The sequence below is a fragment of the Brucella sp. TWI559 genome, from assembly GCF_039674265.1.
In the GTDB taxonomy this organism is placed as follows: domain Bacteria; phylum Pseudomonadota; class Alphaproteobacteria; order Rhizobiales; family Rhizobiaceae; genus Brucella; species Brucella chromiisoli.
The window spans coordinates 184,263-206,586 of the sequence record NZ_JBDJNE010000005.1 but is presented as its reverse complement, the minus strand read 5'-3'; the positions used below and the strand labels follow the sequence as shown (position 1 = coordinate 206,586).

Genomic DNA, 22,324 nt, shown 5'->3' with positions numbered 1-22,324 from the left:
AATCGTTATGGATTCTTATTGGCAACTGCTCGCTTGGGGAAGTGAGGGCTGGGGAGACGAGTTTGCGCACGGACTTATGATGACCTTGCAGGTCTCAGCCGTGGCATTTGCAGTCTCGTTTGTTTTTGGTCTTGCTGGCGCCTCCGGGAAGCTCTCGCGCAATCGCTTCATAAAAGCTATCGCCGAATTATATACGACAGTGGTTCGGGCTTTGCCGGAGCTGCTTGTTATCCTGTTGCTTTATTTTTCTGTCGCCACAGGCGCCGAGAAGCTGCTCAAAGCGAGCGGTCTTGTCGGAAACGATTTCCAGTTCAGTGCCTTCTGGGCGGCAATTATCGCGCTGGCTTTTGTAAACGGCGCGTTCATGACGGAAGTGCTGCGGTCTTCTTATCTGGCTATTCCGCGCGGGCAAATAGAAGCTGCGCTGTCCATCGGTATGCGCCGCCGCCAGATATTCACGCGTGTCACTTTCCCGCAAATGATGCGTCATGCGGTTCCCGGTATCGGTAATCTTTGGCTCTCAATCACCAAGGAAAGCGCCATTATTTCGGTTCTCGGTTCATTCCATGAATTGCTTTATACGGGTTATCGTGCAGCCGCATCGACCAAGCAATACGTCTTCTTTTATGGCCTCACAGCATTTCTCTTTCTGTGCATCACGCTGGTTTCGGTTCTGATCATTATACAGTTCGAAAAGCGCCTGAGCCGGGGGCACGGATAATGGAATCGATTGCAAAAATCATTGAGTTCCTGCCGCCGCTTATCAAAGCGCTCCCGCTGACGCTGTTCTTGACTGCAACGGCGGGTGTCATCGGTCTTGTTTTTGGAACACTGAGTGCTCTGGCGCTTCTTTCAAAAAAGCGCGTCCTGAAATGGCCTGCTTTCACTTACACGTTCATTTTCCGTGGCACGCCGCTTCTGGTGCAGCTTTATCTGATCTATTACGGGCTTGGGCAAATCCTGCCCGGAACCTGGGTTAGACATAGCTTCCTCTGGCCTTACATGCGTGACGGCTTATGGTATGCGGTCTTCGCGCTGAGCCTCAATCAGGGTGCCTATAATGCGGAAGTCATTCGCGGTGCGATCAAGTCGATCCCCCGCGGTCAGATCGAAGCTGCACTTTCTATTGGTATGACGCGGTTCAAGATTCTACGTCGCATAACGCTGCCGCTGGCTTTCCGTCATTGTATGCCCGTTTTGACCAGTGATCTTATCATTCTGCTCAAATCGACGTCGCTCGCCTCAACAATCACCATCATGGAAGTGATGGGTACCGCGCGCGCGCTTCAACGCAGTTCTTTGTCGATCTTTGAGCCACTGATCGCAGCAGGCATTCTTTATTTCACCGTTGTGTTCATCCTCACCCGGATCATGAATGTGGTTGAACGGCGCATGAGTGGCTCACGCGCGTCTATGGTCTGATCTGTTTCAGGAGCAATTCAAAATGACGTCCATGGCACTCACCGTCCGCAATATTCACAAGAGCTTTGCTGGTGTCGAGGTTCTCAAAGGCATCTCGTTTGAAGCCAAAAAAGGCGATGTGATCTCGCTGATCGGCAGCAGTGGCTCCGGTAAAAGCACTTTGCTGCGCTGCATTAATTACCTGGAAACACCGGATGAAGGCGAGATCGCAGTTGCGGGGGAGGTAATCCGCACGAAGGTCGGGCCGGACGGAAAATCGCATGCTGCCGATCCTCGACAGCTTGTTCACATCCGTACGCGTCTGGGCATGGTGTTTCAGAGCTTCAATCTTTGGTCACACCGCACGATCCTTGAAAACATAATCGAAGGCCCTGTTCATGTTTTGGGCATGTCAAAAGCCGAAGCCATTGCCGAGGCCGAGGTTTTGATGGAAAAAGTGGGTATCACGCCTAAACGGGATCAATATCCGACGCAGCTTTCAGGTGGGCAGCAGCAGCGTGCAGCTATCGCGCGGGCGCTTGCAATGAAACCGGAGGTTATGCTGTTTGATGAGCCAACCTCGGCACTTGATCCGGAGCTTGTGACGGAAGTGTTGCAGGTTATCAAGAAGCTTGCTGAAGAGGGGCGTACCATGGTCATGGTGACGCATGAAATGGCGCTTGCCCGCGATATTTCGAGCGAAGTTATCTTCTTGCACCAAGGGCTGGTTGAAGAACGTGGTGCGCCAGAGACTGTGATGAGTCATCCACAGTCGCCACGCTTGCGCCAGTTCCTGCATATGAATTGAGTACAACAAACATGACCGATAAAAATCAAGGCGCATTTATCGACGAACTCAAAGCGATCCGCAGACATCTGCACAGCATCCCTGAGCTTGGACTGGAGGAAGTGGAGACTTCCGAATTTATCGCCTCGACGCTGGAAAAGTGGGGCTATGCGTTAAACCGTGGTCTTGCAAAGACGGGTATCGTCGCTTCTTTGCGCCGCGGCAACTCAAACCGTTCTATCGGGTTTCGCGCCGATTTTGATGCGCTGCCAATTCTGGAAGAAACGGGCCTGTCTTACGCGAGCAAGAACAGTGGCAAAATGCATGCTTGCGGTCATGACGGCCATACAACCATGCTGTTGGGGGCCGCGTGGTCGCTTGCACAGGATAAGGATTTTTCAGGAACTGTTCATTTCATTTTCCAGCCTGCCGAAGAAAACTATGGCGGTGCACAAATGATGATCGAGGAGGGGCTCTTTGAGCGTTTCCCTTGCGATCAGGTGTTTGCGCTGCACAACTGGCCGGGGCTTGAAGCTGGAAAACTTGCATCCAAAGCGGGTCCGATTGCGGCGTCCATCGATGCTTTGACGCTGACGGTGAAGGGCAGCGGTGGACACGGAGCGGAGCCTGAAAAGACGATCGACCCTATTGTGGTGGCGTCAAGCATCGTTATGGCGTTGCAAACTATCGTTGCCCGCAATGTCCCGCCCCATCAGGCAAGCGTAATCACCGTTGGTGCCTTTAATTCTGGTGCGGTCTGTAATGTTATTCCCGATACGGCAAAACTCGAAATTTCGATGCGCGCGACTGATCCCATGATACGCGAAACGCTGCGTGATAAGGTCGAGCAAGTGGCGAAGATGCAGGCGGCGAGCTATGGCGCCGATGTGAGTTTCGATTGGATGACGGGGTATCCGGCGACGATTAATGATGCCAGGGCCGTTGAACAGGCAAGAGCAACGGTTGTTCAGCATTTTGGTGAAGACAGTTTTGAAGACCTGGATAAGCCGTTTATGGGCAGTGAAGACTTTTCTTTCATGCTTGAAAAGACAGCCGGTGCCTATCTCCTGATTGGCAATGGCGATAGCTCTGGTCTGCATACGGCAACTTACAATTTCAATGATGAGATTCTTGAGCGCGGCGTATCGTTTTTTTGTCACCTCGCGAAAGATATACTCGGCACAAAGCTTGTTGAATAACAGGCCCTTGGCCTCGTCTGTTCCAGTCAGTCTTTCACGGACGAAGCCATTGCCTGTAATATGATAACAGCGGATGCAGCGCCCGGATCAACATGCCCGAGTGAGCGTTCACGCAGGCGCGCTGCACGGCCTTTTGTTGCAATCATGGAGCGGGTCGAGTTGGCACCGGCAGTTGCTGCCGCCACTATGTTTTCCCAAAATGCGCGGAAGTCCAGATCTTCCTGAACAGCAATTTGCGCCGCTTCTGCAGCTGGTAGCCAGGCATCAAGCATCGTCTTGTCGCCGCGCTGCCCATGGCCGCGTTCACGAATGCCCACACCGATTGCTTCGATAATGATCGCGCATGTTGCGGAATCAAGGTCTTTGCGTTCCATTGTTGCTTGCGCCGCGCGGCGAAAACCGGTTGCATAGAGTGGTCCGGTGGATGCTCCCACAGCGTTGATAAAGGCTGTCGCAGCCGTATTGAGAACAGTTGAAATATCCGCATCATCCAGATCAAGCTGAAGCAATTCGCGCTTCACCGCCTTAAACCCAAGGGCCATGGTTGTGCCATGATCCCCATCGCCTATGGTGCCATCAAGTTCGGAAAGCCGATCTTTGTCAGCTTCAATGGCAGTTGAAACTGCATCAAACATGTTTGCAAGACGGCGAGCCGCAGTTTCCGACATGAAATTCCTCCTCAAACCTTACGACCGTAAGCCGTGTTGCTCATCATAAGGCGCATGCTAATTTACTTATAGGCAGATCAGAAAAGGCAATAAATACCGGCGTTTTAGCCTATTCTAAGGCTTGCCGTTTCGCATGGATGCTGCAACAGCTCGCTCAATTCCTGATCAAGATGAAGGATCGATATCGAAGCCCCTGCCATGTCCAGAGAGGTGCAGTAATGCCCGACCCAGTTGGCTTCAATATGAATGTTCTTGGCATCCAGCCGCTGGGCGACACGTCGATAGAGAACATAAAGCTCCATGAGCGGTGTGGCTCCAAATGAATTGACCAGCACGGCAACCCGATCGCCAGAGACGGCGTTCATTTCATTGAAAATTCTGTCCATGATGCCATCAACGATTTCATCAGCCTGTCGAATCCGGTCACGCGAAACACCCGGCTCACCGTGAATGCCGACGCCGATCTCCATGTCCTCTGGCCCGATCTCGAAGTTATGCCGTCCTGTTTGCGGCAATGAGCCGGGTTCCAGTGCAACACCGATGGTGAAGGTCCGTGCGTTGGCCTTGCGTGTCACAACTTCGCACGCTTCCAGTGAAAGCCCCTTGTCACAGGCCGCACCTGCAACCTTGAAAACGAAGAAATTGCCTGCCACGCCACGCCGACCGTCCTTGTCATCAATGGGTGATGAGGCAATATCGTCGGTGGTCAGAACAGTTTTAATCCTGACACCTTTTTCCTCGGCCATTTCAGCCGCCATCTCGAAATTCATGACATCGCCGGCATAATTGCCATAGACAAAGAGAACCCCTTCGCCTTTGGATGCAGCAAGTGCACATGCAACAATAGGGTCGGGCGGTGGTGAGGAAAACACGTTGCCGACAGCCACTGCGTCGGCAAGTCCTTTGCCCACATAGCCGAGGAAACATGGCTCATGCCCGGCACCGCCACCAATCACCAGTCCGACCTTGCCAGCACGGGGACCCTCACGTGCAACGAGCGCGCGGTTGGAGGTGCCGATGGGCTGTAGGAATTTGCCATGCGCCCGCACAGCGCCGTCGAGCATTTCCTCAACCACCTCATTTGGATTGTTGAGCAGCTTTTTCACACGCATGCGAAACGCCGCAGGCATTTGACTGGCCTTTGGGCGCTGCGAAAGGCGCGCTTCGAGATCGATGACGCTGTCTGCACGCAAGATTCCAAGTCCGGTTGCCGCATCGGTAACCAGCACATTGATATGACCGCCGCGAAGGGCCGCAAGCAGCGCCGGCACCTTGTCAAAGCCGCCAGCCACGGCAATCCGCGTCTGTATCTTTTGCAGTTTATCAAGTGAGATGCCGATTGTGCGGCCATCCAGCGGCCCGGCAACGGTTTTTCCACGTTCATCAATAAAGCGCCCAGCAACAACACCAACCGCGCCTGCCGCAAGATAGTGCTGCAAGGATACGGATTCAAAAAAGCCACTTGTATGAATCGTGGAATTGGATCGAAGCGAGGACACACCAAACAGTATGCGATTGGCCTGTTCCAGTGTCGCAAACTGCTCTTGTATCAGGGGTTCTTCGAGCAGCACATTGCGGGCCGTTGGCGAGCGCACCATGGCGGGCGCCGTGATGTTGACACAGCGCGCAGATACGGCTTCTGCGAGCACCGCAGCACAACGTTCCGGCGTATAGGGGAAGGATGCGGTCGTTCCGCCTGTCGCCTGCACAACAGTCACATCCTGCAGGGCTGCAATATCAGTATGCTCGCCCACTGCAAGTACGGTCCGGCCCCAGGCTACAGCCAGTGTGTCACCGGACTTCAACGTCTTGTTGAGAGCATGGGCACCCGCCACACCAAGGCGATCAATCAGCGGACGGGCATTGTCATCGTGAGGGATGATAAGGCAATCGGTCAGACCAAAATGGCGCTTGAGTTCCTGCGCGACAGACAGCGATTCAAGCCAGCCGCCGCCGATAGAAATATTGACGATCCCTTTTTCGCGCGCCTCAGCCAGATAGCTGTTTACGGTCGCGCGCGAGATACCCATAACATCGGCAATCTCGCTCTGCGTCAGGCCATCCTCATAGTAAAGCCAGCAGGCCCAAACATAAAGATCGTCTCCGTAACGCATGGGGATAGCGGTCGCATTTTCGCTGGCATTCGACCGGGGTTTGCCGACTTTGCGCGATGTGTTGGGCTTGAGCGTCATGCGATGTTCTGTTGCCTCCGTTCCGGCCGCAACGATGAAAGCAAGTGATCGCGATTGCAACATGATAGAGCGAATTTGATGGCTGAACGTGTTTGCTCACACAGTTTTCAGACATCAAATTCAAATTCTATGCAGACTTATTGCTGAAGACGTTTTTTTGCCTGCGCAGACAAGTCCGTCAGAATCAGCGCGCAGGATGTTGCACCCGCGTCGAGAACCCCTAGCGAGCGCTCGCCGAGGCGGCTTGCACGTCCGATTTTTGCGACGAGATTAAGCGTGGAATCGCGACCGGCTTCAGCAGCCACCGAGAGTGCATCAAGGGCCTCGGAGAAGGACTGACCATCGTTATTGGCCTCGTCAAAAGCATTGATTGCCGGGATCAGCGTGTCAAGCAGCGTCTTGTCACCAAGCTTTGCTGAACCGATTGACTGGATGCCTTCAAGACCGGCATGAAGCATCGCGCTAAAAGTGGCAGCATCGATATTCTCAACGCCTTCCAGCTTTTCTGCGAATTCGTTGAACATCACACCATAAAGCGGCCCCATTGACCCACCGATTTCGGTGAGCAGAACTGTGCCTAACGTATCAAGACCTTCTGCAAGCGAGACGTCCTTATTTCTCATGCGCTCGGCTGCAAGGCCAAAGCCCTTGGCCATATTTACACCGTGATCGCCATCACCGATTTTTCCGTCAATTTCGCTGAGATAAGCTTTGTTTTCGATAATTCTGTCTGCAAGCGAAAGAACGATTTCACCCGATCCGGCATTTTTGAATGTCTGCATGATATATTTCTTTCTTAGAGAACTGCCGTGCACCGGGCTTCGACATCCAGAAGCGTCTTAAGTTCATCGTCCAGCGCCATGACTGTCAGTGTTGCGCCAACCATTTCAAGCGAGGTAAAGTAGTTGCCGACATAGGTACGATAGATCTTGAGGCCGCGTGCGGTGATCTCCCGCTCAATGGTATCGTTGAGAATATAGAGCTCGTTGACTGGCGTGGCGCCAAGCCCGGAAACCAGAACGGCAACTTCGGTGCCTTCCGGCAGATCGTGATCGTCGAGAACGATCTTGCTCATGTCCCGGGCAATCTCGTCGGCGCGCTTCAACGGTTCGACACGCACGCCCGGCTCGCCATGATGACCGATACCGACTTCCATCGTTCCGGGTTCAATCGTGAAGTTTGGATGCCCGACCGCCGGCAGTGTGCACGGGCCAAGACCAACACCGATTGAGCGGCAATTATCGATGGCTTTCTGCGCGCTTGCCTGTACTTCAAGAAGGCTAGCACCTGATGCAGCTTTTGCACCACCGATCTTCCACATGAAGATTTCGCCAGCAACACCGCGACGTTTTTCCCGTTCACTGGCAGGGGCCGAGCAGACATCATCATTGGCGACAACAGTCAGCACTTCAATTCCGGCCTTGGCAGCAAGCTTTATCGCCATTTTCACGTTCATGTTGTCTCCGGCATAATTGCCATAGAGACAGACAACACCCTTTCCACCATTGGCTTCGCGGGCTGCATCATAAAAGCTCTTGGCGGTTGGCGACGAGAAAAGCTCTCCTACAGCCACCGCGTCGAGGAGATTTTTACCGGTGTAACCAATAAAAGCAGGTTCATGGCCCGAGCCACCGCCAGTAATAACGCCAACTTTACCTTCGATTGGTGCATTTTGGGCGACAACAACACGCGGGTTTTCCGACGACAACCGGACCAGATCTTTATGGGCTTTGATAAAGCCTTTGACGGTGTCTTCGACAACTTCATCCGGATTGTTAATAAATCTTTGCATTTTGCACCTATTGAAGGCGAGAGATAAGTTCCCGCTCTGAAATTTTAATGCCGTATTTTGGTAACGAACAAGCGTGAGACCATTTGCTTTGTGAAAGAAGTGTGTCTCCACCATCAATCAGAAGGTCTGAACCATTTATCATGTTCGCGCCGTTTGATGCCATAAAGACTGCGATGGCTGCGATTTCTTCCGAAAACGCGAAGCGTTCGGTAGGAATGCGCGCCTTCGATGATGGAAATGCCAGATTTTAGAGCGTCATCGGGCGTGGAATACTCAATTTCTTCGCGGCATAGCCAAATCTTTTTGCCGTCGCGCTGCTGAATACCCATCCGAATAAAGCGGAATGTGGATTTGCAGGCGACAATGCCGTTGTAAAGGGCGGCATCCTCTGCGAACGATTTTTTTGGTTTCAATTTTCAAGAACGTCTGCACGGCATCCTCCTTGACCACGCATGGCAAAAATCACAAACAATTCGACGTATGTCAATATAGGTAGATGACATTTGTCAAATTATACCTATCAAATGTCAAATCTTGAATATTTGCCGCGCTAAAGGGCGAGTGGTTTCCCGCGCTTATCGGTCCGGGAGAGGGAGTATCTGTTCAATGTGTTCAGTGCATCCAGCGTTTACGGCATTGCTTTTGGCGCGGTGTTTATGGTTATCAGACTGGGTTTGATTGCTATCGATAGCGCGTGTGAACAAACGAATCCGCGGAGGGAAGTGGGAATAGAAAATTGCTCCCAATATTGTGATATACAGAAATATTTTCTCCCAGCTTAAAGGTGCTACATCCCGCCGGGAAACAAATCCCAACGGAGTCAATAATGAAGCTTTATTATAAGTCAGGTGCATGTTCTCTGGCCCCGCACATCGTTCTGATCGAGGCAGGTTTTACCTATGATCTCGAAGCGGTTGATCTTAAGGAAAAGAAGATCGCAAGCGGTGCTGATTATTTTAAAATCAATCCACGTGGTGCTGTTCCTGCACTTGAGATTGAACCGGGTGTGGTGATCACGCAGAATGCTGCTGTTCTCCAGTATATTGGTGATCATTCCGATGTTGCAGCTTTCAAGCCAGCCTATGGCACGATCGAACGCGCGCGCTTACAGGAGGCGCTCGGTTTCTGCAGTGATCTGCACGTGGCTTTCAGTGGCTTGTTTGCGCCTGATCTTTCTGATGATGCGAAGCTTAAAGTAATTGCTTCAATCAATCGCCGCATGGGCCAGTTAGAAGCAATGCTTGCGAATGGTCATTCCTACTGGTTGGGCGAAGACTTCACGCAGGCAGATGCATATGCCGCCGTGGTCATGGGCTGGGGCCTGATGTTGAACGTTGATCTCTCTGCTTATCCAAAAGCCCTCGCGTTGCGCGAACGCGTCATGGCGCGCCCTGCGGCTCAGAAGGCTTTGAAAGAAGAAGGTCTTATTTAAGATCAAAGGCCGGAGACAATTGGTTTCCGGCCTTTTTTATGGGTTCCTTCGCAGCCTGAGATTGTTCACTCGTGAACAATCAATTGAAACCACGTATCCAGAAAACGGCTGCGTTTGTGGCCGTCAAGATAACCCAGAAGCTTCGGGCCAAGCTCAATGGGTTGAAGTGGAGCTAGATCAGACGGGCTTTCCTCTGACGTGAGGCCGGTCTTTTTAAGCAAGGATTGGCCATTTTCCGATGTCCGGCACGGGCACATTATAGGCAAGATCAATACGGCCACGGGGCCGATATGGCGCCATATATGTCTGTCACCCGATGAAATGACGGTGCGTGTCGTGAATTAACATGATTTTAAAACATAATCTAACATTTAAATCGTTATAATGTTATCCACATCATTGTGATGATATCAGAACGGTGTTACGTCCTCCCTGTCTCAGCCCATTATCGGGCGTGTCTTGAAGACATCCGCATGGAGATTGTCAGTAAATGAATTCCGTTTCCCTCGCTTCCCACGTGCTGGAACTGCTTCTTGTTCAGGAGCAGGGTCAATGACGATGGCAGGAAATTACGCTCCACTGGTTCTGGCTGGCGACAATGATCGCATTGATGCAGAAGCTGCCGGTGAATATCTTGATGGCTGGGCGGGGCAGGACAGTCTGCGCCTTGCAACAAGCAATGTGATTAAAGCAATTCTGGCTGGATCCGGTCGCCTTGCGGGCCGTATTGCGCGAGGGTCCATTCCTGGTGATCCCGGCAAGCTCGTTGGCGTTAACAGCGATCAGGACCAGCAGAAGAGCATTGATGTTGGCGCGCACAATCTTTTTGTCGAGTTGTTGATTGCAGCAGGTGCTGCATCGGTTTTGTCGGAAGAAGCGGACCTGCCTGTTCCGGGCAAGGCTGATGGGCTGGTTGCCGTTGCAATCGACCCGCTTGATGGCTCCGGCAATGTCGGTCTTGGCGCGCCGCTCGGCACCATTTTCTCTATCTTCCCTGCGGATACGGCACAGCCTTTCCTTCAGCCCGGCAATCGTCAGCTGGCAGCAGGCTATGTCTCGTTCGGCAATTCGATTGATCTCGCCTTCTCGGTCGGCGAAGGCGTTCTTTTTGCAACGCTTGATCCGGTCAGCGGCCTCTTCCAGATCACCCGAAAGAATGTGACGCTTCCGGAGCGTACATCCGATCTCGCCTATAACGCATCCGTTTATCGTCATCTCTCGGCGGGCATGAAGGCCTATGTCGATGATTGCTACAACGGCAAGGACGGTCCGCGCGGACGCAATTTCAATATGCGCTGGTTGGGTGCAGCGGTCGGCGACATGCACCGCATCATGCAGCGCGGCGGTATCTTTTTCTATGTGGACGATGCGCGACCGGGTTACGAAAAGGGCCGACTGCGTCTCGTTTATGAAGCCAATCCGATTGCGTTCCTCAGCCAGCAGGCTGGTGGCAAGGCAACCAACGGTTCCACGCCGATCCTCGATATCGTTCCCGAAACCTATCACGAGCGCAGTGCGCTGGTGTTCGGTGTTGCGGAAGAAGTCGATGTTCTTGGTGAATATTATGCGCGTTCGCGCAATTAATTAGGAGGAAACTCAGATGGCACGTATTACGCTGCGTCAATTGCTCGACCATGCTGCTGAACATAGCTACGGTGTTCCAGCGTTCAACATCAACAACATGGAACAGGCGCTTGCTATTATGGAAGCGGCCGATGCTGCCGATGCGCCAGTTATTTTGCAGGCTTCGCGCGGTGCGCGTTCCTATGCAAACGATATCATGCTGCGTCACATGATGGATGCTGTTACGGAAATCTATCCGCATATTCCGGTTTGCGTGCATCTTGATCATGGCAACGAAGCTGCCACGTGTATGACCGCCATTCAGGCAGGCTTTACCTCCGTCATGATGGACGGCTCGCTGAAAGCTGACGGCAAGACGCCTGCTGACTGGGATTACAACGTCTCGGTTACGCGTCAGGTCAGTGAAATGTCCCATCTTGGCGGCATTTCTGTTGAAGGTGAGCTTGGTGTTCTCGGTTCGCTCGAAACCGGCATGGGTGAAGCAGAAGATGGTCACGGCGCAGAAGGTCAGCTTTCGCATGACCAGCTTTTGACTGACCCAGATGAAGCTGTGAAATTCGTGCGTGAAACCAAGGTCGATGCGCTGGCAATCGCCATGGGCACTTCGCATGGCGCTTACAAGTTCAGTCGTAAGCCTGATGGTTCCGTGCTTGCAATGAACGTGATCGAAGAAATTCACCGCAAGCTGCCAAACACGCATCTTGTCATGCATGGATCGTCTTCGGTGCCGGAAGATTTGCAGGAAATCATCAACAAGTATGGCGGCAAGATGAAGCCAACATGGGGTGTGCCTGTTGAAGAAATCCAGCGCGGCATCAAGCATGGCGTGCGCAAGATCAACATCGACACCGATAACCGTATGGCGCTGACGGGCCAGATCCGCCGCGTGTTGCAGGAAGATCCGAGCGAGTTCGATCCACGCAAGTATTTGAAGCCTGCAATGGCTGCGATGACGAAGCTCTGTAAGGATCGTTTCGAGCAGTTCGGAACGGCTGGCCATGCTTCGGCTATTCGTCCGATCCCGCTCTCGGAAATGGCCAAGCGCTATCGTGATGGTTCGCTGGACCCGAAGTTCAGCTAAGATTTTCTGATTACGGCAATAAAAAAGCGGCGGGAAAACCCGCCGCTTTTTTTGTGTCTCAACGTGTCAAAAAATCAGCACTTGTTGTACTTGGCATCGACTTCGTTAATTGCGTCAACATTGCCAGCCGAACGGCCATTTTCGTCAAAGGTCTGTGCAAGGAACGCATCAGCAATGGTCTTTGCAACTTCCGAACCGATAACGCGTGCGCCCATCGTGATGATCTGCGCATTGTTGGAAAGTGCTGCACGTTCTGCCGAATAGGTGTCGTGGGTCAGCGCTGCGCGGATGCCCGGAACCTTGTTGGCTGCAATGCAAACACCGATGCCGGTGCCACAAACCAGAATTGCGCGGTCATAGGTGCCGTCGAGAACGGCGGATGCCACACGGTCCGAGAGGTTTGCATAGAATGCGTCTGCACCAACGTCCGTGCGGGAGATTTCGGACACTTCAAAACGATCCTTCAGGTGATCTGCAAGAACCTTGGCCAGACCTTCGCCAGCGCTGTCGCCTGCTACTGCTACTTTCATGATATTGCTCCTTAATTAGCTTTGATGGTTTTGGCGCATTTCGCCAGAATGTCGAGATAGCCTTCCACGTTCCATGCCGAACGGCCAATGAACAGGCCATCGATATGCGGGCAGGCAATGAGTTCTTCGCAGTTGCCGGGATTGACCGAACCGCCATAAAGGCAAGGAACACGACGGCCAAGGATACCTTCTGCAACCGCAATAATTTCGGCCTGACGCGCATCGGCATAGTCTGCCGAGGCTGGAATGCCGTTTTCACCAATCGCCCATACGGGTTCGTAAGCGAACAGGATTTCAGCTTTCTTCTGTTCATCCGAAAGCTGAGAAAGTGCTCCGCGCACTTCTTCTGCCAGCACTTCCGCAGCGCGTTCGTTTTCTCGGTCTGCCAGCGTTTCCCCGATGCAGATCAGCGGGATCAGGCCATGACGAATAGCTGCTTCGACCTTGAGGCCAACGGTTTCGTTGGTTTCTCCAAAATGTTCGCGACGCTCTGAATGCCCCAGTTCAACGATGTCGAGGTTGCAATCTTTCAGCATCAGCGGCGAGATTTCACCGGTCCATGCGCCCTGATCAGCCCAGTGCATGTTCTGTGCGCCAACCTTGACGGAAGTGTCCGACAGGATTTCTTTTACTTCGCGAACATAGGTAAACGGTGGAATGACAAAGCGCTGAATGTCTGCCGAACGACCGCTGTCGGCGTCCTTCAATGCAGTCGCGAAAGCGCGCGCTTCCGCAAGCGTCTTGTTCATTTTCCAGCTCGTACCAACCCAGAATTTGGACATGCTCGAATGCTCTTTCTTTTCGTGTTTATTCTGCAATTGTCAGTTTGATGCCCGCCGGCTCAAGTTCGGCTACAAGGGCATCGCCCGGAGATTTATCCGTAATGATCGCATCAAAATCGCCAAGATCAGCCATCACATGCAAGGCTGTGCGGCGGAACCGTTGATGATTGACCAGAAGGCATGTGCGGGTTGCCGATGCGGTCATGGCGCGCTTGGTGCGGACGACATTTTCATCCATATGATAAACGAGGCGTCCATTGACCGCAGGCGCGGAAATAAAGGCAATGTCTGCGCTGAGTTTTGACAGGGCTTCCTCGGTCAACAGGCCGAAGAAGGCATTGAACTTTGCTGAAAATACGCCGCCGAGCGCGATCAGATTGATGCCGCCTTCACCCTTGAGGTTTTCGATGATGACTGCATTGTTTGTGATCACAGTCAGCGGGCGCTTCTCAATCAACATGCTGCCCAGAACCGCAGCGGTGGAACCGTCATTGATCATCACGGTCATGCCGGGCTCGATCAGGTCAAGGGCTGCACGCCCCATCTCAATCTTTGCTTCATTGTCCTGCTGAACGCGAAAACGGAAATCGCTTTCAAACTGAGAACCGGCATCCATCGTTGCGCCGCCACGCACTTTGCGCAGCACGCCCGATTCTTCAAGCGAATCCAGATCGCGATGGATGGTCATTTTGGACACAGAAAAACGCTCGGCCAGATCGTCAAGATCGACTGCATGATTTTCAATCAGCAGATTGATGATCGCCTGTCTTCTGTCGTCGCGTTTCAAGGTGTTTCCGATCTCAAAACATGGTTGCTGATCGCGCAAACTTAAAACACAAAATCACAAACCAATCTATATAAAATGTGATTTTGTGATATTTTGTCGATCAGTTTGTGTTTACTGCACAAGCACTCTTGCAGTGCGCTCATCGGTGATCAAACCATAAAGGCGTCCACTTTTGAGCACAGCGCGAATAGCTTGGGCTTTTGAAAGACCACCCGCCAGACCAATGATGCGGCTCATATCTGCATTTTCAACCGATGCTGCAATGGTGCGGGCTGTCAGGCCTGTTTCGAGCCGCGTACCGTTTGCATCGAAGAAATGACCCAGCATTTCGCCGATGCCTCCACGACTTGCGATCTCTTCCATTTCAGAAAGTTCGATCACGCCTGATGTGACAAGCTGCGCATGGGCATCAACTGTACCCAGACCAACGATTTTCAACTCGGCACGGCAGCCCATTTCGAAAACTGTCGTTACACCCTTTTGTGCCAACAGAACCTCGCGGTCTTCTGCGGTATTTGCAAAAAATGGCACGGGCATCACATAGGCTGGTCTACCGGTCTTCTCGGCGATGCGATGCATCACATCATGCGGATTGGCAGCAAAGTTTCGTGTCAGACCGCCAAGCAGCGAGACAAACTGTACCTCTTTTGCCGCCACGCGTGGCATGTGATTGACCGCTGCCGAAAGCGTGCGGCCATGGCCAAGGCCGATCACTTCATGGTCGCCAAATTCGATCTCTCTGCGCAGAAATTCTGCTCCGGCATTACCCAGCGACACGAGCGGTAAGGCTTCCTCGCCCAGATCAGGGGTAACTTCACAATATTCGAGATTAAAACGCTCAGCGAGACGGTTTTCGAGATCGATACATTCCGTAATGTCGCCGTCGATTGTCACTTTTACGGCACCATCGGCAACAGCTTTGGCGATCAATCGATGCGCTTTCACAGAGGGAAGTCCAAGCCGTTTTGCAACGGCTGACTGGGTCATCCCCCCGATAAAATGGAGCCAGGCGGCACGAAGGGCTAAGGAATCCTCTGCATCTGCCATTTTTCTGCTGCCTGCTCCCCGATTCTTTATTGTTTTCTTATAGTTATATTTTCAAATCTCCCGCGCCAGTGTCAATGTGCGGTGCCCAGAAGGCCACACTTTCCGCGATCTGCGGGATGACTTCACGGTCGTTTGGTTCACGTTCCTTAAACGATAGCTCAAGGCAGATTTCATTGTCCACAGCACCGCCTTCGGCAAAGGCCTTAAGCAGCGGTTCCGGCTGGATACGGCCTTTGGCATTGAAAGCCGCTGTGAATGGACGGTGCCCGCCCTTATCCATAAGACTCTGTTTGATGTGAATGATTGGTGAGACCTTCGGCACGGCACGCGCCCATGCATAAGGGTCGAAATCATCAGGATTTGAGGAGGTTACATCGCCATGATCGATGTCGGCCATCATCCACATCGGGATGGCCATGTCTGCTGCGGTCAGCCGATCCTGAAGCTTGATGCTCTCAGCGATTGTTTCACCAAACTCACGGCCGATGCTCATCGGTTCCCAGAAAACATAGTCAAGACCAGCACGGCTCGCATGTTCAGCAACTTCTGCCCAACAGTCGATCGCGATCTTGATCAGCTCTTCGCGGCGTTCAGGATTATCAAAATCCTTGTAAGTGAAAATCGCAAATTGCGTGCCGACCGATTTGCCGCCAAGATCGCCGATAATATCGGCAAATGTCTTGAACCAGTCGACGTAATAGCGACGAACATCTGCGTCGGGGTGGCCGAAATGATTGAGGCGTCCATAAGGGCCGGTCATGCCGGAAGTGACGCGGACACCGGTGCGCTGCAAGGCTTTGTCCATATCGCGGGTGAGGCGACGAATGGTCGGAGCCTGCCAGCTCGGATTGATGAACTCATGCGTAAGCTGAAGATCGCGCAGACGCAGGTCGCGCGCAACAGTTTCGATCAGATCATCCGGCTCAGCAAAGCGGTTCACAAGCGGATTGGTATTGAGCGAAAGCGTAAGGGCCATGGTGTCCTCAGGCGGAAATTTTAGCGTTGTCGAACCATGCAATGAAAGCAGAGCGCTCGGCTTCACTGAGTTGCAGGTAGTGCTTGGTGCGGCGATAGAGAATGTCGTTTGCCGTTTTCGCCCATTCTTTCGCAACCAGATAACGGACTTCGGCTTCGTAAAGATTGCCACCAAAGTGCTGACCAAGGCCAGCAAGATCACTTACACCCGCGACGATGTCCTTGGTGCGTGCACCATAGAGGCGTCCATAATGTTGCACCAGTTTGCGCGGCATCCATGGGTAGCTGTCGCGCAGGCTGTTTGCGAAGGTTTCATAATCCGCATTCGGGATTTCGCCGCCCGGCAATGGTGCATCATGTGTCCAGTCACCGCCCATTTTCGGGAAAATGTGCTTCAAGCGATGCATACCGCGCTCTGCAAGCTCACGGAATGTGGTGATCTTGCCGCCAAAGACGTTCAGCAGAGGCGCGTCGTTGGTCTCATCCAGATCGAAAACATAGTCGCGCGTGACGGCTGATGGGTTACCCTTACCATCGTCAAACAGCGGACGCACACCGGAGAAGCTATGAAGTACGTCTTCACGACGCAGCTTTTCCTTGAAATAGCGGTTGACCGCCGTGATCAGGTAATCAATCTCTTTCTCATCCGCGCTCACATCTTCGGCGCGGCCTTCATAAGCGATATCGGTGGTACCGATCAGCGCCTTGTCGCCTTCATATGGGTTGATGAAGATCACGCGCTTGTCGTGATTCTGCACGAGATAGGCATTCGCACCGGACCAGAATTTCGGCACGATAATGTGGCTACCCTTGACCAGACGCACATTGCGCGAAGAATTTGAACCGGCAACATTGGTGATGACGTCTGTCACCCATGGGCCTGCGCAATTGACGACGCAGCGCGCGCGGAAGCTGCGCACTTCGCCCGTATCGCGATTCTTTGTTTCAACGATCCAGCCGCCTTTTTCGCGACGCGCCGAGGTGACTGGTGTGCGGGTTAGAATGGTCGCGCCTTTTTCAGCAGCGCCCAGAGCATTGAGAACAACGAGACGGGCATCATCTACCCAGCAATCGGAATACTCGAAGCCCTTGGTATATTGATCGAGAATCGGCGCGCCTTCCGGGTCGCGCTTGAGATCAAGCGTGCGGGTTCCGGGCAGCTTCTTGCGACCGCCGAGATGATCGTAGAGAAACAGGCCTAGACGCACCAGCCATGCCGGACGATCCTGTGGGCTGTGTGGCAGAACAAAGCGCATCGGCCAGATGATATGCGGTGCGGCGTTCAACAAAACTTCGCGCTCGATCAGCGCTTCGCGAACCAGACGGAATTCGTAATATTCGAGGTAACGCAGACCACCATGCACCAGCTTGCCAGAGCGTGACGAAGTGCCTTCGGCAAGATCGTCTTTTTCCGCAAGCACAACCTTGAGGCCGCGCCCGGCTGCATCGTGAGCTACGCCCGCACCGTTGATACCGCCACCAATCACAAACAGATCGTAGGTTTCCGGTTCAGCCATCTCATGCTCCTTCGGATGCCGGCACTCCGGCAAAATAAACTATTATTTCAACCGATTGGCGGATTACCGATCGGCTGCAAGCTTGTCCCAGATTGGTGTCAGAGCCAATCTTGCATCTTTGTAGGCGTCGAAAAGTTCTTCATAGCGTGTCGCCTGCGTTGCATCCGGCGCTTCGCTTGCTCCGAGCAGAGGCGCAACCCATTCGTTAATGCAGTCGTCCATGCTCTGATAAGCGCCGATTGCCACCGCAGCCATCATTGCTGCCCCGGCAGCACCTGCTTCTTCACGCGATGAAACCCGTACAGGGGCGTTGACTGCTGCAGATAAGGTGCTGCGCAGGGCACGCGAGCGTGCAGCGCCACCCGTCAGGCGTAATTCGGCAGGCATATCACCCATCGCAGCATAGCAATCGCGTGTTGCCATGCCGAGACCTTCGACCACTGAACGAACCAGCTCAGGAAAGCGGTCGCGGCTCGAAAGGCCGATAAAGCCTGCGCGCGCAAAGGCATTGACGAAAGGACCGCGTTCTCCGGCTTCGGAGATATAGGGATGGTAAAGCAGCGCGCCGGGGCGGCTGGCATTGAACCAGTCGTCGAGGCGAGGGATGAGATCGTTCAGCGAGACTTTTTGGTCTGCCGTTGACATAAGATCGGCAGCGATCTGCAAAATCCAGTCGATATTGATCGTCGCGCCCATATTGGTCTGAACCTGCGTGACGATGCCCGGAACAGGCAGAGCAATAACATAGCCCGTTCCTTCCGCATTCAGATGAATGTCGGAGACGGGTTTTGCGCGCATATGCACGCCTGTTGAGCCTATGGTCGAGCAGCCTGCATCTGCTGTGCCGCAATAGACGCCCGCGCCAAGCGCGGTCATCACCATGTCGACATAACCAAGGCTCACCGGCGTTCCGGCCAACAGACCTGTTGCAGCTGCCGCTTGGGGGGAAAGCGGATGCTGCGTCAGAGTGCCATCCACGATTTCGGGTAGCAGGCTGCGGCGCTTAATGAGGCCGAGCGCTTCAATAACCACATCGTCATACTGGCGATTGCGGAAATTGCCGAAGGTGAAACTGGCTTCCGAGGGGTCTGTGGCACGGACGCCGGTGAGGTTGAGGTAAAGCCAATCCTTGCAGTGCAGGGCGACTTCTGCATTATCAAGCAGTTCCGGTGCGAAACTGTCCATATGCGCCATTTGTGTGCCTTGCTGGCAGGTGTTAAGGCCTGTGCCGGTCGCTTCAAAGCGCGCGCGGTTCATCGGTCCTGCTGCAAGTCTGGTAACAGTGTTTGCTGCGCGGGCATCGAGCCAGATCCAGGCGTCGCCAACCGGCTTGTTATCGCGTCCCACAAGCCATGTGCCGTCGCCTTGACCTGTAACGGAGATCGCGGCGGTGCGTTCACTCAAATTTGGAATTTTATCGGCAAGGCCGCGCAAAGCCTTGGCACAATCTTCCCATGTCTGGGAAAGAGATTGCGTAACGGCACCGTGCTCACCGGTTTCGTATTTGTTGCGGACAGCCGCCGAATCGAGTTGACGACCATTCAGGTCGAATGCCACAGCCTTGACGACGGATGTGCCCGCGTCGATGCCGATGATTATATCACCTTTACCACGCATGACTGAATTACGCTTTCCCAATCAGGTCCTTTGCGGACATTTGGATTTCTTCCCGCGACAAAATTTGTCGCTCGCGGCCCATGATTTTTATGAAAATAGGCCTTCGCTCATGATTGAGATAACATAACGGCATCGGTCTGTCTGTAAAATTTTTGTGCACAAGCATTTTTTTTCACCAAATGGTGATGACGGCAAAATTTGCCGGTTTGGCAGAGGGGTTTCCTGCACAGTGCTTAATAAGGAGAGATGGTATTTTACCCAATTAGTTTGTTGTTTTTATTAGTAATTTTATAAGAATGACGTATGTGTGGTCAATGTCTTTATCCTTGTTGAGGTTGCTTGAGAATGGTGCTACAGGACGCGAATTGTGCTGGAGCTCTGTGAGTTTTTGGCGCAGGATTGTGCGAAATTCGGGATGTTTTGAAAAGACGCGATTGACAGATATGGGTCTTTATAACATGATTATTGGAGTTGATAACATGCTGCTATCATAGAACATGACGGCGGCATATTTGTTTCCAGGCCACGCGGAGGGGCGGTGTCGGCGACATGCGGAGGATTTAATGTTTAAGATTTCTACCCCTGTTTGCCCCGCTCTTTTGGCTTCCTCTCATGTGTGGGAGCAAGGGTAGTGCAGCATGGACGCACGCTCCTGGCTGTGTAAGTTCAGCCGCATCATCCGTTTCACCAACGACAATCCGGCATAATTTGCTGAAGGCGTTTGATAATGAGTACACAAGCTAATCAAGTTTCACAGAAACCCGCCAAAATGAACCGCGCAACCCTTTGGAGTGTGGTTGCTGCGGTTGTGGTTATCGGTGCAATTGGTTTTGATACGAAAGTTGTGAAGATCGGATCTGATGCCGATGTCCGTCAGCAGGTTTTCTCACCTGAAGCTTATGGCGCGTCGGAATTTCCGAAGGTCAAGGCAAGCGTTGAAGAACGTGCAGTTGATGCTGTCGAAGTTGGTGCTGCGCTTGTTGCTGACAAGGTTGCGGCTGGCAAGAAATACGGTGTTGGCAGCGTGAACCCGGTTATCCCGGTCAAGTTCACGGGCACAGTCGAAGAGCGCAAGTCGAACTTTAACGTCATCAAGGTTGATGGTTTCCCCGAAGGCATGGCAATTCGTGTTCAGACCGGTCCGGCTGTCAACGGTACCGATCTGCGAGATGCAACCGGCACAATCGAATTCGGTCAGTTTAAGAACCAGATTGAGTTCCAGAATGCCGGTTCCGCGCTCAACAATGAGATGAAGAAGCAGGTTCTCGAAGGCGTTGATGTTGACAATCTCGTCGGCAAGACGGTTTCGGTCACGGGCGTTTTCAAGCTTGTCAACCCGAAGAACTGGCTGGTTACGCCAGTGGAATTGCAAGTAAAATGACCGCTCAGACCAAAGTTGAAGGCAAGCACGGCGAAGTCGTTCTTTCCGCACATGACGTTGCCAAGGCTTATGGGCGTATCAATGCGCTCAAGGGCGTGAACTTTGAAATCCGTCGCGGTCAGGTCACCACGCTTTTTGGCGAAAACGGTGCAGGCAAGTCGACGTTGATGAAGGTTTTGTCGGGTGTTATTCAGCCAACTTCTGGCACGATCATCCTTGATGGCGAGCCGGTGGTTTTCAATTCTTCGACCGAAGCACGCGATCGCGGCATTTCGATTATCCATCAGGAGCTGAGTCTCGCGCCCAATATGAATGTGCGCGACAACATCTTCATGGGACGCGAAATTCGTGGTGCAACAGGCGTCAATTTCGCAGAAGAAGAACGCCTGACCCGCGAACTTCTTGCAGAACTTGAGGAAGACATCGATCCGCTCACCCTTGTCGAAGAGCTTCGTCTCGGCCAGCAGCAGGTTGTCGAAATTGCGCGTGCGCTTTCGGTCAATTCCCGCATTCTCATCATGGATGAGCCGACTTCGGCGCTGAGCGCTTCGGAAGTGGAAGTGCTGTTCAAGGTCATTCGTGACCTGAAAGCGCGTGGCGTGGCGATTGTTTATATCTCGCACCATCTGGAAGAAGCATTGCAGATTACTGATCATGCCGTGGTTCTGCGCGATGGCGCCATGACCGCTTATGCGCCGCGTGCCGAAATCGATCTTGAATGGATCGTTCGCAACATGGTGGGTGAGAACTTTGATCTCGGTTCGCCTCCGGCTGGTTATGAGTGGGGCGATGTCGCGCTTTCTGTCGAAGGACTGACTGTTCAGGACAAGTCCGGTGATTTTGCGCTTGTCGATAACATGTCGTTGAATGTGCGCGCCGGTGAGATCGTCTGTATTTACGGTCTGATGGGCGCAGGCCGCACCGAACTTCTTGAAACGGTCGCAGGTCGCCTCAAGGCAAGTTCTGGCCGCATTCTCCTTGAAGGGCGGGATGTTTCGGGGCTCACAATTGCCCAGCGCATTGATCAGGGGCTGGTTCTGGTGCCGGAAGACCGCCAGCGCGACGGTCTTGTTCAGACAATGACGGTTGGCCGTAATCTTTCGCTGGCCAGCATCGGCGAAATGACAAAGGGGCTTTTCACCTCCACCAAGCGTGAAAAGCACATCGTCGACCAGTCGATCAAGAACGTTCACATCAAGACGGATGGCGGCGAAGCCGCGATCGGTTCGCTTTCTGGCGGCAACCAGCAGAAGGTCGTTATCGGCAAGATGCTGGCAACTGAGCCGAAGGTTATCCTTCTGGATGAGCCAAGCCGCGGTATCGATATTGGTGCCAAGGCAGAAGTGTTCAAGCTGCTGGCTGAAAAGGCCAAGGACGGGCTTGCAGTCGTTTATACGACATCTGAAGTCGGCGAATGCCTCAGCATCGCTCATCGTATCATCGTTATGAACCGTGGACGCATTTCGGCTGAATTCGGCTCCGATGTATCCAAGGAAAAGATCATGGCCGCCTCCGGCGAGTCCATGGTCGGTCACTAAAATAATTATGGAGC

The 22,324-nt window shown here is 53.0% G+C and carries 20 protein-coding genes and 1 pseudogene; 9 read left to right on the top strand and 12 right to left on the bottom strand.

Translation table 11 applies throughout. From position 1 onward, the window contains the following. The first annotated feature begins 7 nt into the window (after positions 1 to 7). The 4 genes from ABE530_RS09370 to ABE530_RS09355 are packed head-to-tail and all read left to right on the top strand — an operon-like array spanning position 8 to position 3,387. Complete coding sequence (locus ABE530_RS09370; protein ID WP_499694351.1) at positions 8 to 721, top strand: ABC transporter permease; 714 nt, start codon at positions 8 to 10, stop codon at positions 719 to 721. Next, entirely contained in the window at positions 721 to 1,422 is a 702-nt protein-coding gene (locus tag ABE530_RS09365; RefSeq protein ID WP_265983969.1) for an ABC transporter permease, read from the top strand. The genes ABE530_RS09370 and ABE530_RS09365 overlap by 1 nt, the downstream gene beginning before the upstream one ends. 22 nt (positions 1,423 to 1,444) lie before the next feature. Further along, positions 1,445 to 2,209: an ABC transporter ATP-binding protein gene (locus ABE530_RS09360; protein ID WP_265983970.1), complete on the top strand. Its 765-nt coding sequence runs from the start codon at positions 1,445 to 1,447 to the stop codon at positions 2,207 to 2,209. An 11-nt stretch (positions 2,210 to 2,220) separates the two neighbouring features. Beyond that, positions 2,221 to 3,387, top strand: a complete 1,167-nt coding sequence (locus ABE530_RS09355) for a M20 aminoacylase family protein (protein ID WP_499694350.1) — start codon at positions 2,221 to 2,223, stop codon at positions 3,385 to 3,387. A 26-nt stretch (positions 3,388 to 3,413) separates the two neighbouring features. Here ABE530_RS09355 and dhaL (ABE530_RS09350) read toward each other — a convergent pair whose 3' ends face one another. The 5 genes and pseudogenes from dhaL (ABE530_RS09350) to ABE530_RS09330 form a co-directional block, all read right to left on the bottom strand. Continuing rightward, a complete protein-coding gene (dhaL, locus tag ABE530_RS09350) occupies positions 3,414 to 4,055 on the bottom strand; it encodes a dihydroxyacetone kinase subunit DhaL (RefSeq protein WP_499694349.1) in 642 nt (213 codons plus the stop codon). A 104-nt stretch (positions 4,056 to 4,159) separates the two neighbouring features. Beyond that, positions 4,160 to 6,247, bottom strand: a complete 2,088-nt coding sequence (locus tag ABE530_RS09345; RefSeq protein ID WP_265983973.1) for a bifunctional sugar-binding transcriptional regulator/dihydroxyacetone kinase subunit DhaK — start codon at positions 6,245 to 6,247, stop codon at positions 4,160 to 4,162. Positions 6,248 to 6,384: 137 nt separating this feature from the next. Continuing rightward, complete coding sequence (gene dhaL, locus ABE530_RS09340; protein ID WP_499694348.1) at positions 6,385 to 7,029, bottom strand: dihydroxyacetone kinase subunit DhaL; 645 nt, start codon at positions 7,027 to 7,029, stop codon at positions 6,385 to 6,387. Between the two features lie 14 nt (positions 7,030 to 7,043). Then, on the bottom strand, positions 7,044 to 8,039 hold the full coding sequence (locus ABE530_RS09335; protein ID WP_265983975.1) for a dihydroxyacetone kinase subunit DhaK: 996 nt from the start codon (positions 8,037 to 8,039) through the stop codon (positions 7,044 to 7,046). A gap of 94 nt (positions 8,040 to 8,133) precedes the next feature. After that, positions 8,134 to 8,271, bottom strand: a pseudogene (locus ABE530_RS09330) (SDR family oxidoreductase); the annotation flags it as partial. Between the two features lie 594 nt (positions 8,272 to 8,865). Between ABE530_RS09330 and gst the strand changes: the two are divergent. The 3 genes from gst (at position 8,866) to fba (ending at position 12,136) form a co-directional block, all read left to right on the top strand. Further along, complete coding sequence (gst, locus tag ABE530_RS09325) at positions 8,866 to 9,471, top strand: glutathione transferase (RefSeq protein WP_499694347.1); 606 nt, start codon at positions 8,866 to 8,868, stop codon at positions 9,469 to 9,471. Between the two features lie 552 nt (positions 9,472 to 10,023). Continuing rightward, positions 10,024 to 11,055, top strand: a complete 1,032-nt coding sequence (locus ABE530_RS09320) for a class 1 fructose-bisphosphatase (protein WP_499694346.1) — start codon at positions 10,024 to 10,026, stop codon at positions 11,053 to 11,055. Positions 11,056 to 11,071: 16 nt separating this feature from the next. After that, positions 11,072 to 12,136: a class II fructose-bisphosphate aldolase gene (gene fba, locus ABE530_RS09315; protein WP_265983978.1), complete on the top strand. Its 1,065-nt coding sequence runs from the start codon at positions 11,072 to 11,074 to the stop codon at positions 12,134 to 12,136. Positions 12,137 to 12,210: 74 nt separating this feature from the next. On the opposite strand, the gene derI is transcribed toward fba, so the two are convergent. The 7 genes from derI to ABE530_RS09280 all read right to left on the bottom strand — a co-directional run bounded on the left by derI (position 12,211) and on the right by ABE530_RS09280 (position 19,391). Next, the gene (gene derI / locus ABE530_RS09310) at positions 12,211 to 12,666 is read right to left on the bottom strand and encodes a D-erythrulose-4-phosphate isomerase (RefSeq protein WP_499694345.1); all 456 of its coding nucleotides are present in this window, start codon (positions 12,664 to 12,666) and stop codon (positions 12,211 to 12,213) included. A gap of 11 nt (positions 12,667 to 12,677) precedes the next feature. After that, a complete protein-coding gene (locus ABE530_RS09305; RefSeq protein ID WP_265983980.1) occupies positions 12,678 to 13,448 on the bottom strand; it encodes a triose-phosphate isomerase in 771 nt (256 codons plus the stop codon). 25 nt (positions 13,449 to 13,473) lie between these two features. Continuing rightward, the gene (locus ABE530_RS09300) at positions 13,474 to 14,235 is read right to left on the bottom strand and encodes a DeoR/GlpR family DNA-binding transcription regulator (RefSeq protein WP_265983981.1); all 762 of its coding nucleotides are present in this window, start codon (positions 14,233 to 14,235) and stop codon (positions 13,474 to 13,476) included. A gap of 111 nt (positions 14,236 to 14,346) precedes the next feature. Further along, complete coding sequence (locus ABE530_RS09295) at positions 14,347 to 15,282, bottom strand: sugar-binding transcriptional regulator (RefSeq protein WP_265983982.1); 936 nt, start codon at positions 15,280 to 15,282, stop codon at positions 14,347 to 14,349. Between the two features lie 43 nt (positions 15,283 to 15,325). Then, on the bottom strand, positions 15,326 to 16,258 hold the full coding sequence (locus ABE530_RS09290; RefSeq protein ID WP_499694344.1) for a TIM barrel protein: 933 nt from the start codon (positions 16,256 to 16,258) through the stop codon (positions 15,326 to 15,328). Positions 16,259 to 16,265: 7 nt separating this feature from the next. Then, positions 16,266 to 17,774 (bottom strand): glycerol-3-phosphate dehydrogenase, encoded by a 1,509-nt coding sequence (locus ABE530_RS09285; protein ID WP_499694343.1) that lies wholly within the window; start codon positions 17,772 to 17,774, stop codon positions 16,266 to 16,268. A gap of 63 nt (positions 17,775 to 17,837) precedes the next feature. After that, complete coding sequence (locus ABE530_RS09280) at positions 17,838 to 19,391, bottom strand: FGGY-family carbohydrate kinase (protein ID WP_265983985.1); 1,554 nt, start codon at positions 19,389 to 19,391, stop codon at positions 17,838 to 17,840. A 727-nt stretch (positions 19,392 to 20,118) separates the two neighbouring features. Between ABE530_RS09280 and ABE530_RS09275 the strand changes: the two genes are divergently transcribed. Together ABE530_RS09275 and ABE530_RS09270 are read left to right on the top strand one after the other, a co-directional pair. Then, entirely contained in the window at positions 20,119 to 20,772 is a 654-nt protein-coding gene (locus ABE530_RS09275; protein WP_499694342.1) for a DUF2291 family protein, read from the top strand. Next, positions 20,769 to 22,310, top strand: coding sequence for a sugar ABC transporter ATP-binding protein (locus tag ABE530_RS09270; RefSeq protein ID WP_499694341.1), 1,542 nt, complete (start codon positions 20,769 to 20,771; stop codon positions 22,308 to 22,310). Before ABE530_RS09275 ends, ABE530_RS09270 begins: the two co-directional genes overlap by 4 nt. The last annotated feature ends 14 nt before the right edge of the window (positions 22,311 to 22,324 follow it).

Bases quoted from the DNA above. Each gene is read 5' to 3' on its own strand.
- ABE530_RS09370 (WP_499694351.1), top strand. From the start codon at position 8: ATGGATTCTTATTGGCAACTGCTCGCTTGGGGAAGTGAGGGCTGGGGA.
- ABE530_RS09365 (WP_265983969.1), top strand. From the start codon at position 721: ATGGAATCGATTGCAAAAATCATTGAGTTCCTGCCGCCGCTTATCAAA.
- ABE530_RS09360 (WP_265983970.1), top strand. From the start codon at position 1,445: ATGACGTCCATGGCACTCACCGTCCGCAATATTCACAAGAGCTTTGCT.
- ABE530_RS09355 (WP_499694350.1), top strand. From the start codon at position 2,221: ATGACCGATAAAAATCAAGGCGCATTTATCGACGAACTCAAAGCGATC.
- dhaL (WP_499694349.1), bottom strand. From the start codon at position 4,055: ATGTCGGAAACTGCGGCTCGCCGTCTTGCAAACATGTTTGATGCAGTT.
- ABE530_RS09345 (WP_265983973.1), bottom strand. From the start codon at position 6,247: ATGACGCTCAAGCCCAACACATCGCGCAAAGTCGGCAAACCCCGGTCG.
- dhaL (WP_499694348.1), bottom strand. From the start codon at position 7,029: ATGCAGACATTCAAAAATGCCGGATCGGGTGAAATCGTTCTTTCGCTT.
- ABE530_RS09335 (WP_265983975.1), bottom strand. From the start codon at position 8,039: ATGCAAAGATTTATTAACAATCCGGATGAAGTTGTCGAAGACACCGTC.
- gst (WP_499694347.1), top strand. From the start codon at position 8,866: ATGAAGCTTTATTATAAGTCAGGTGCATGTTCTCTGGCCCCGCACATC.
- ABE530_RS09320 (WP_499694346.1), top strand. From the start codon at position 10,024: ATGACGATGGCAGGAAATTACGCTCCACTGGTTCTGGCTGGCGACAAT.
- fba (WP_265983978.1), top strand. From the start codon at position 11,072: ATGGCACGTATTACGCTGCGTCAATTGCTCGACCATGCTGCTGAACAT.
- derI (WP_499694345.1), bottom strand. From the start codon at position 12,666: ATGAAAGTAGCAGTAGCAGGCGACAGCGCTGGCGAAGGTCTGGCCAAG.
- ABE530_RS09305 (WP_265983980.1), bottom strand. From the start codon at position 13,448: ATGTCCAAATTCTGGGTTGGTACGAGCTGGAAAATGAACAAGACGCTT.
- ABE530_RS09295 (WP_265983982.1), bottom strand. From the start codon at position 15,282: ATGGCAGATGCAGAGGATTCCTTAGCCCTTCGTGCCGCCTGGCTCCAT.
- ABE530_RS09290 (WP_499694344.1), bottom strand. From the start codon at position 16,258: ATGGCCCTTACGCTTTCGCTCAATACCAATCCGCTTGTGAACCGCTTT.
- ABE530_RS09285 (WP_499694343.1), bottom strand. From the start codon at position 17,774: ATGGCTGAACCGGAAACCTACGATCTGTTTGTGATTGGTGGCGGTATC.
- ABE530_RS09280 (WP_265983985.1), bottom strand. From the start codon at position 19,391: ATGCGTGGTAAAGGTGATATAATCATCGGCATCGACGCGGGCACATCC.
- ABE530_RS09275 (WP_499694342.1), top strand. From the start codon at position 20,119: ATGAGTACACAAGCTAATCAAGTTTCACAGAAACCCGCCAAAATGAAC.
- ABE530_RS09270 (WP_499694341.1), top strand. From the start codon at position 20,769: ATGACCGCTCAGACCAAAGTTGAAGGCAAGCACGGCGAAGTCGTTCTT.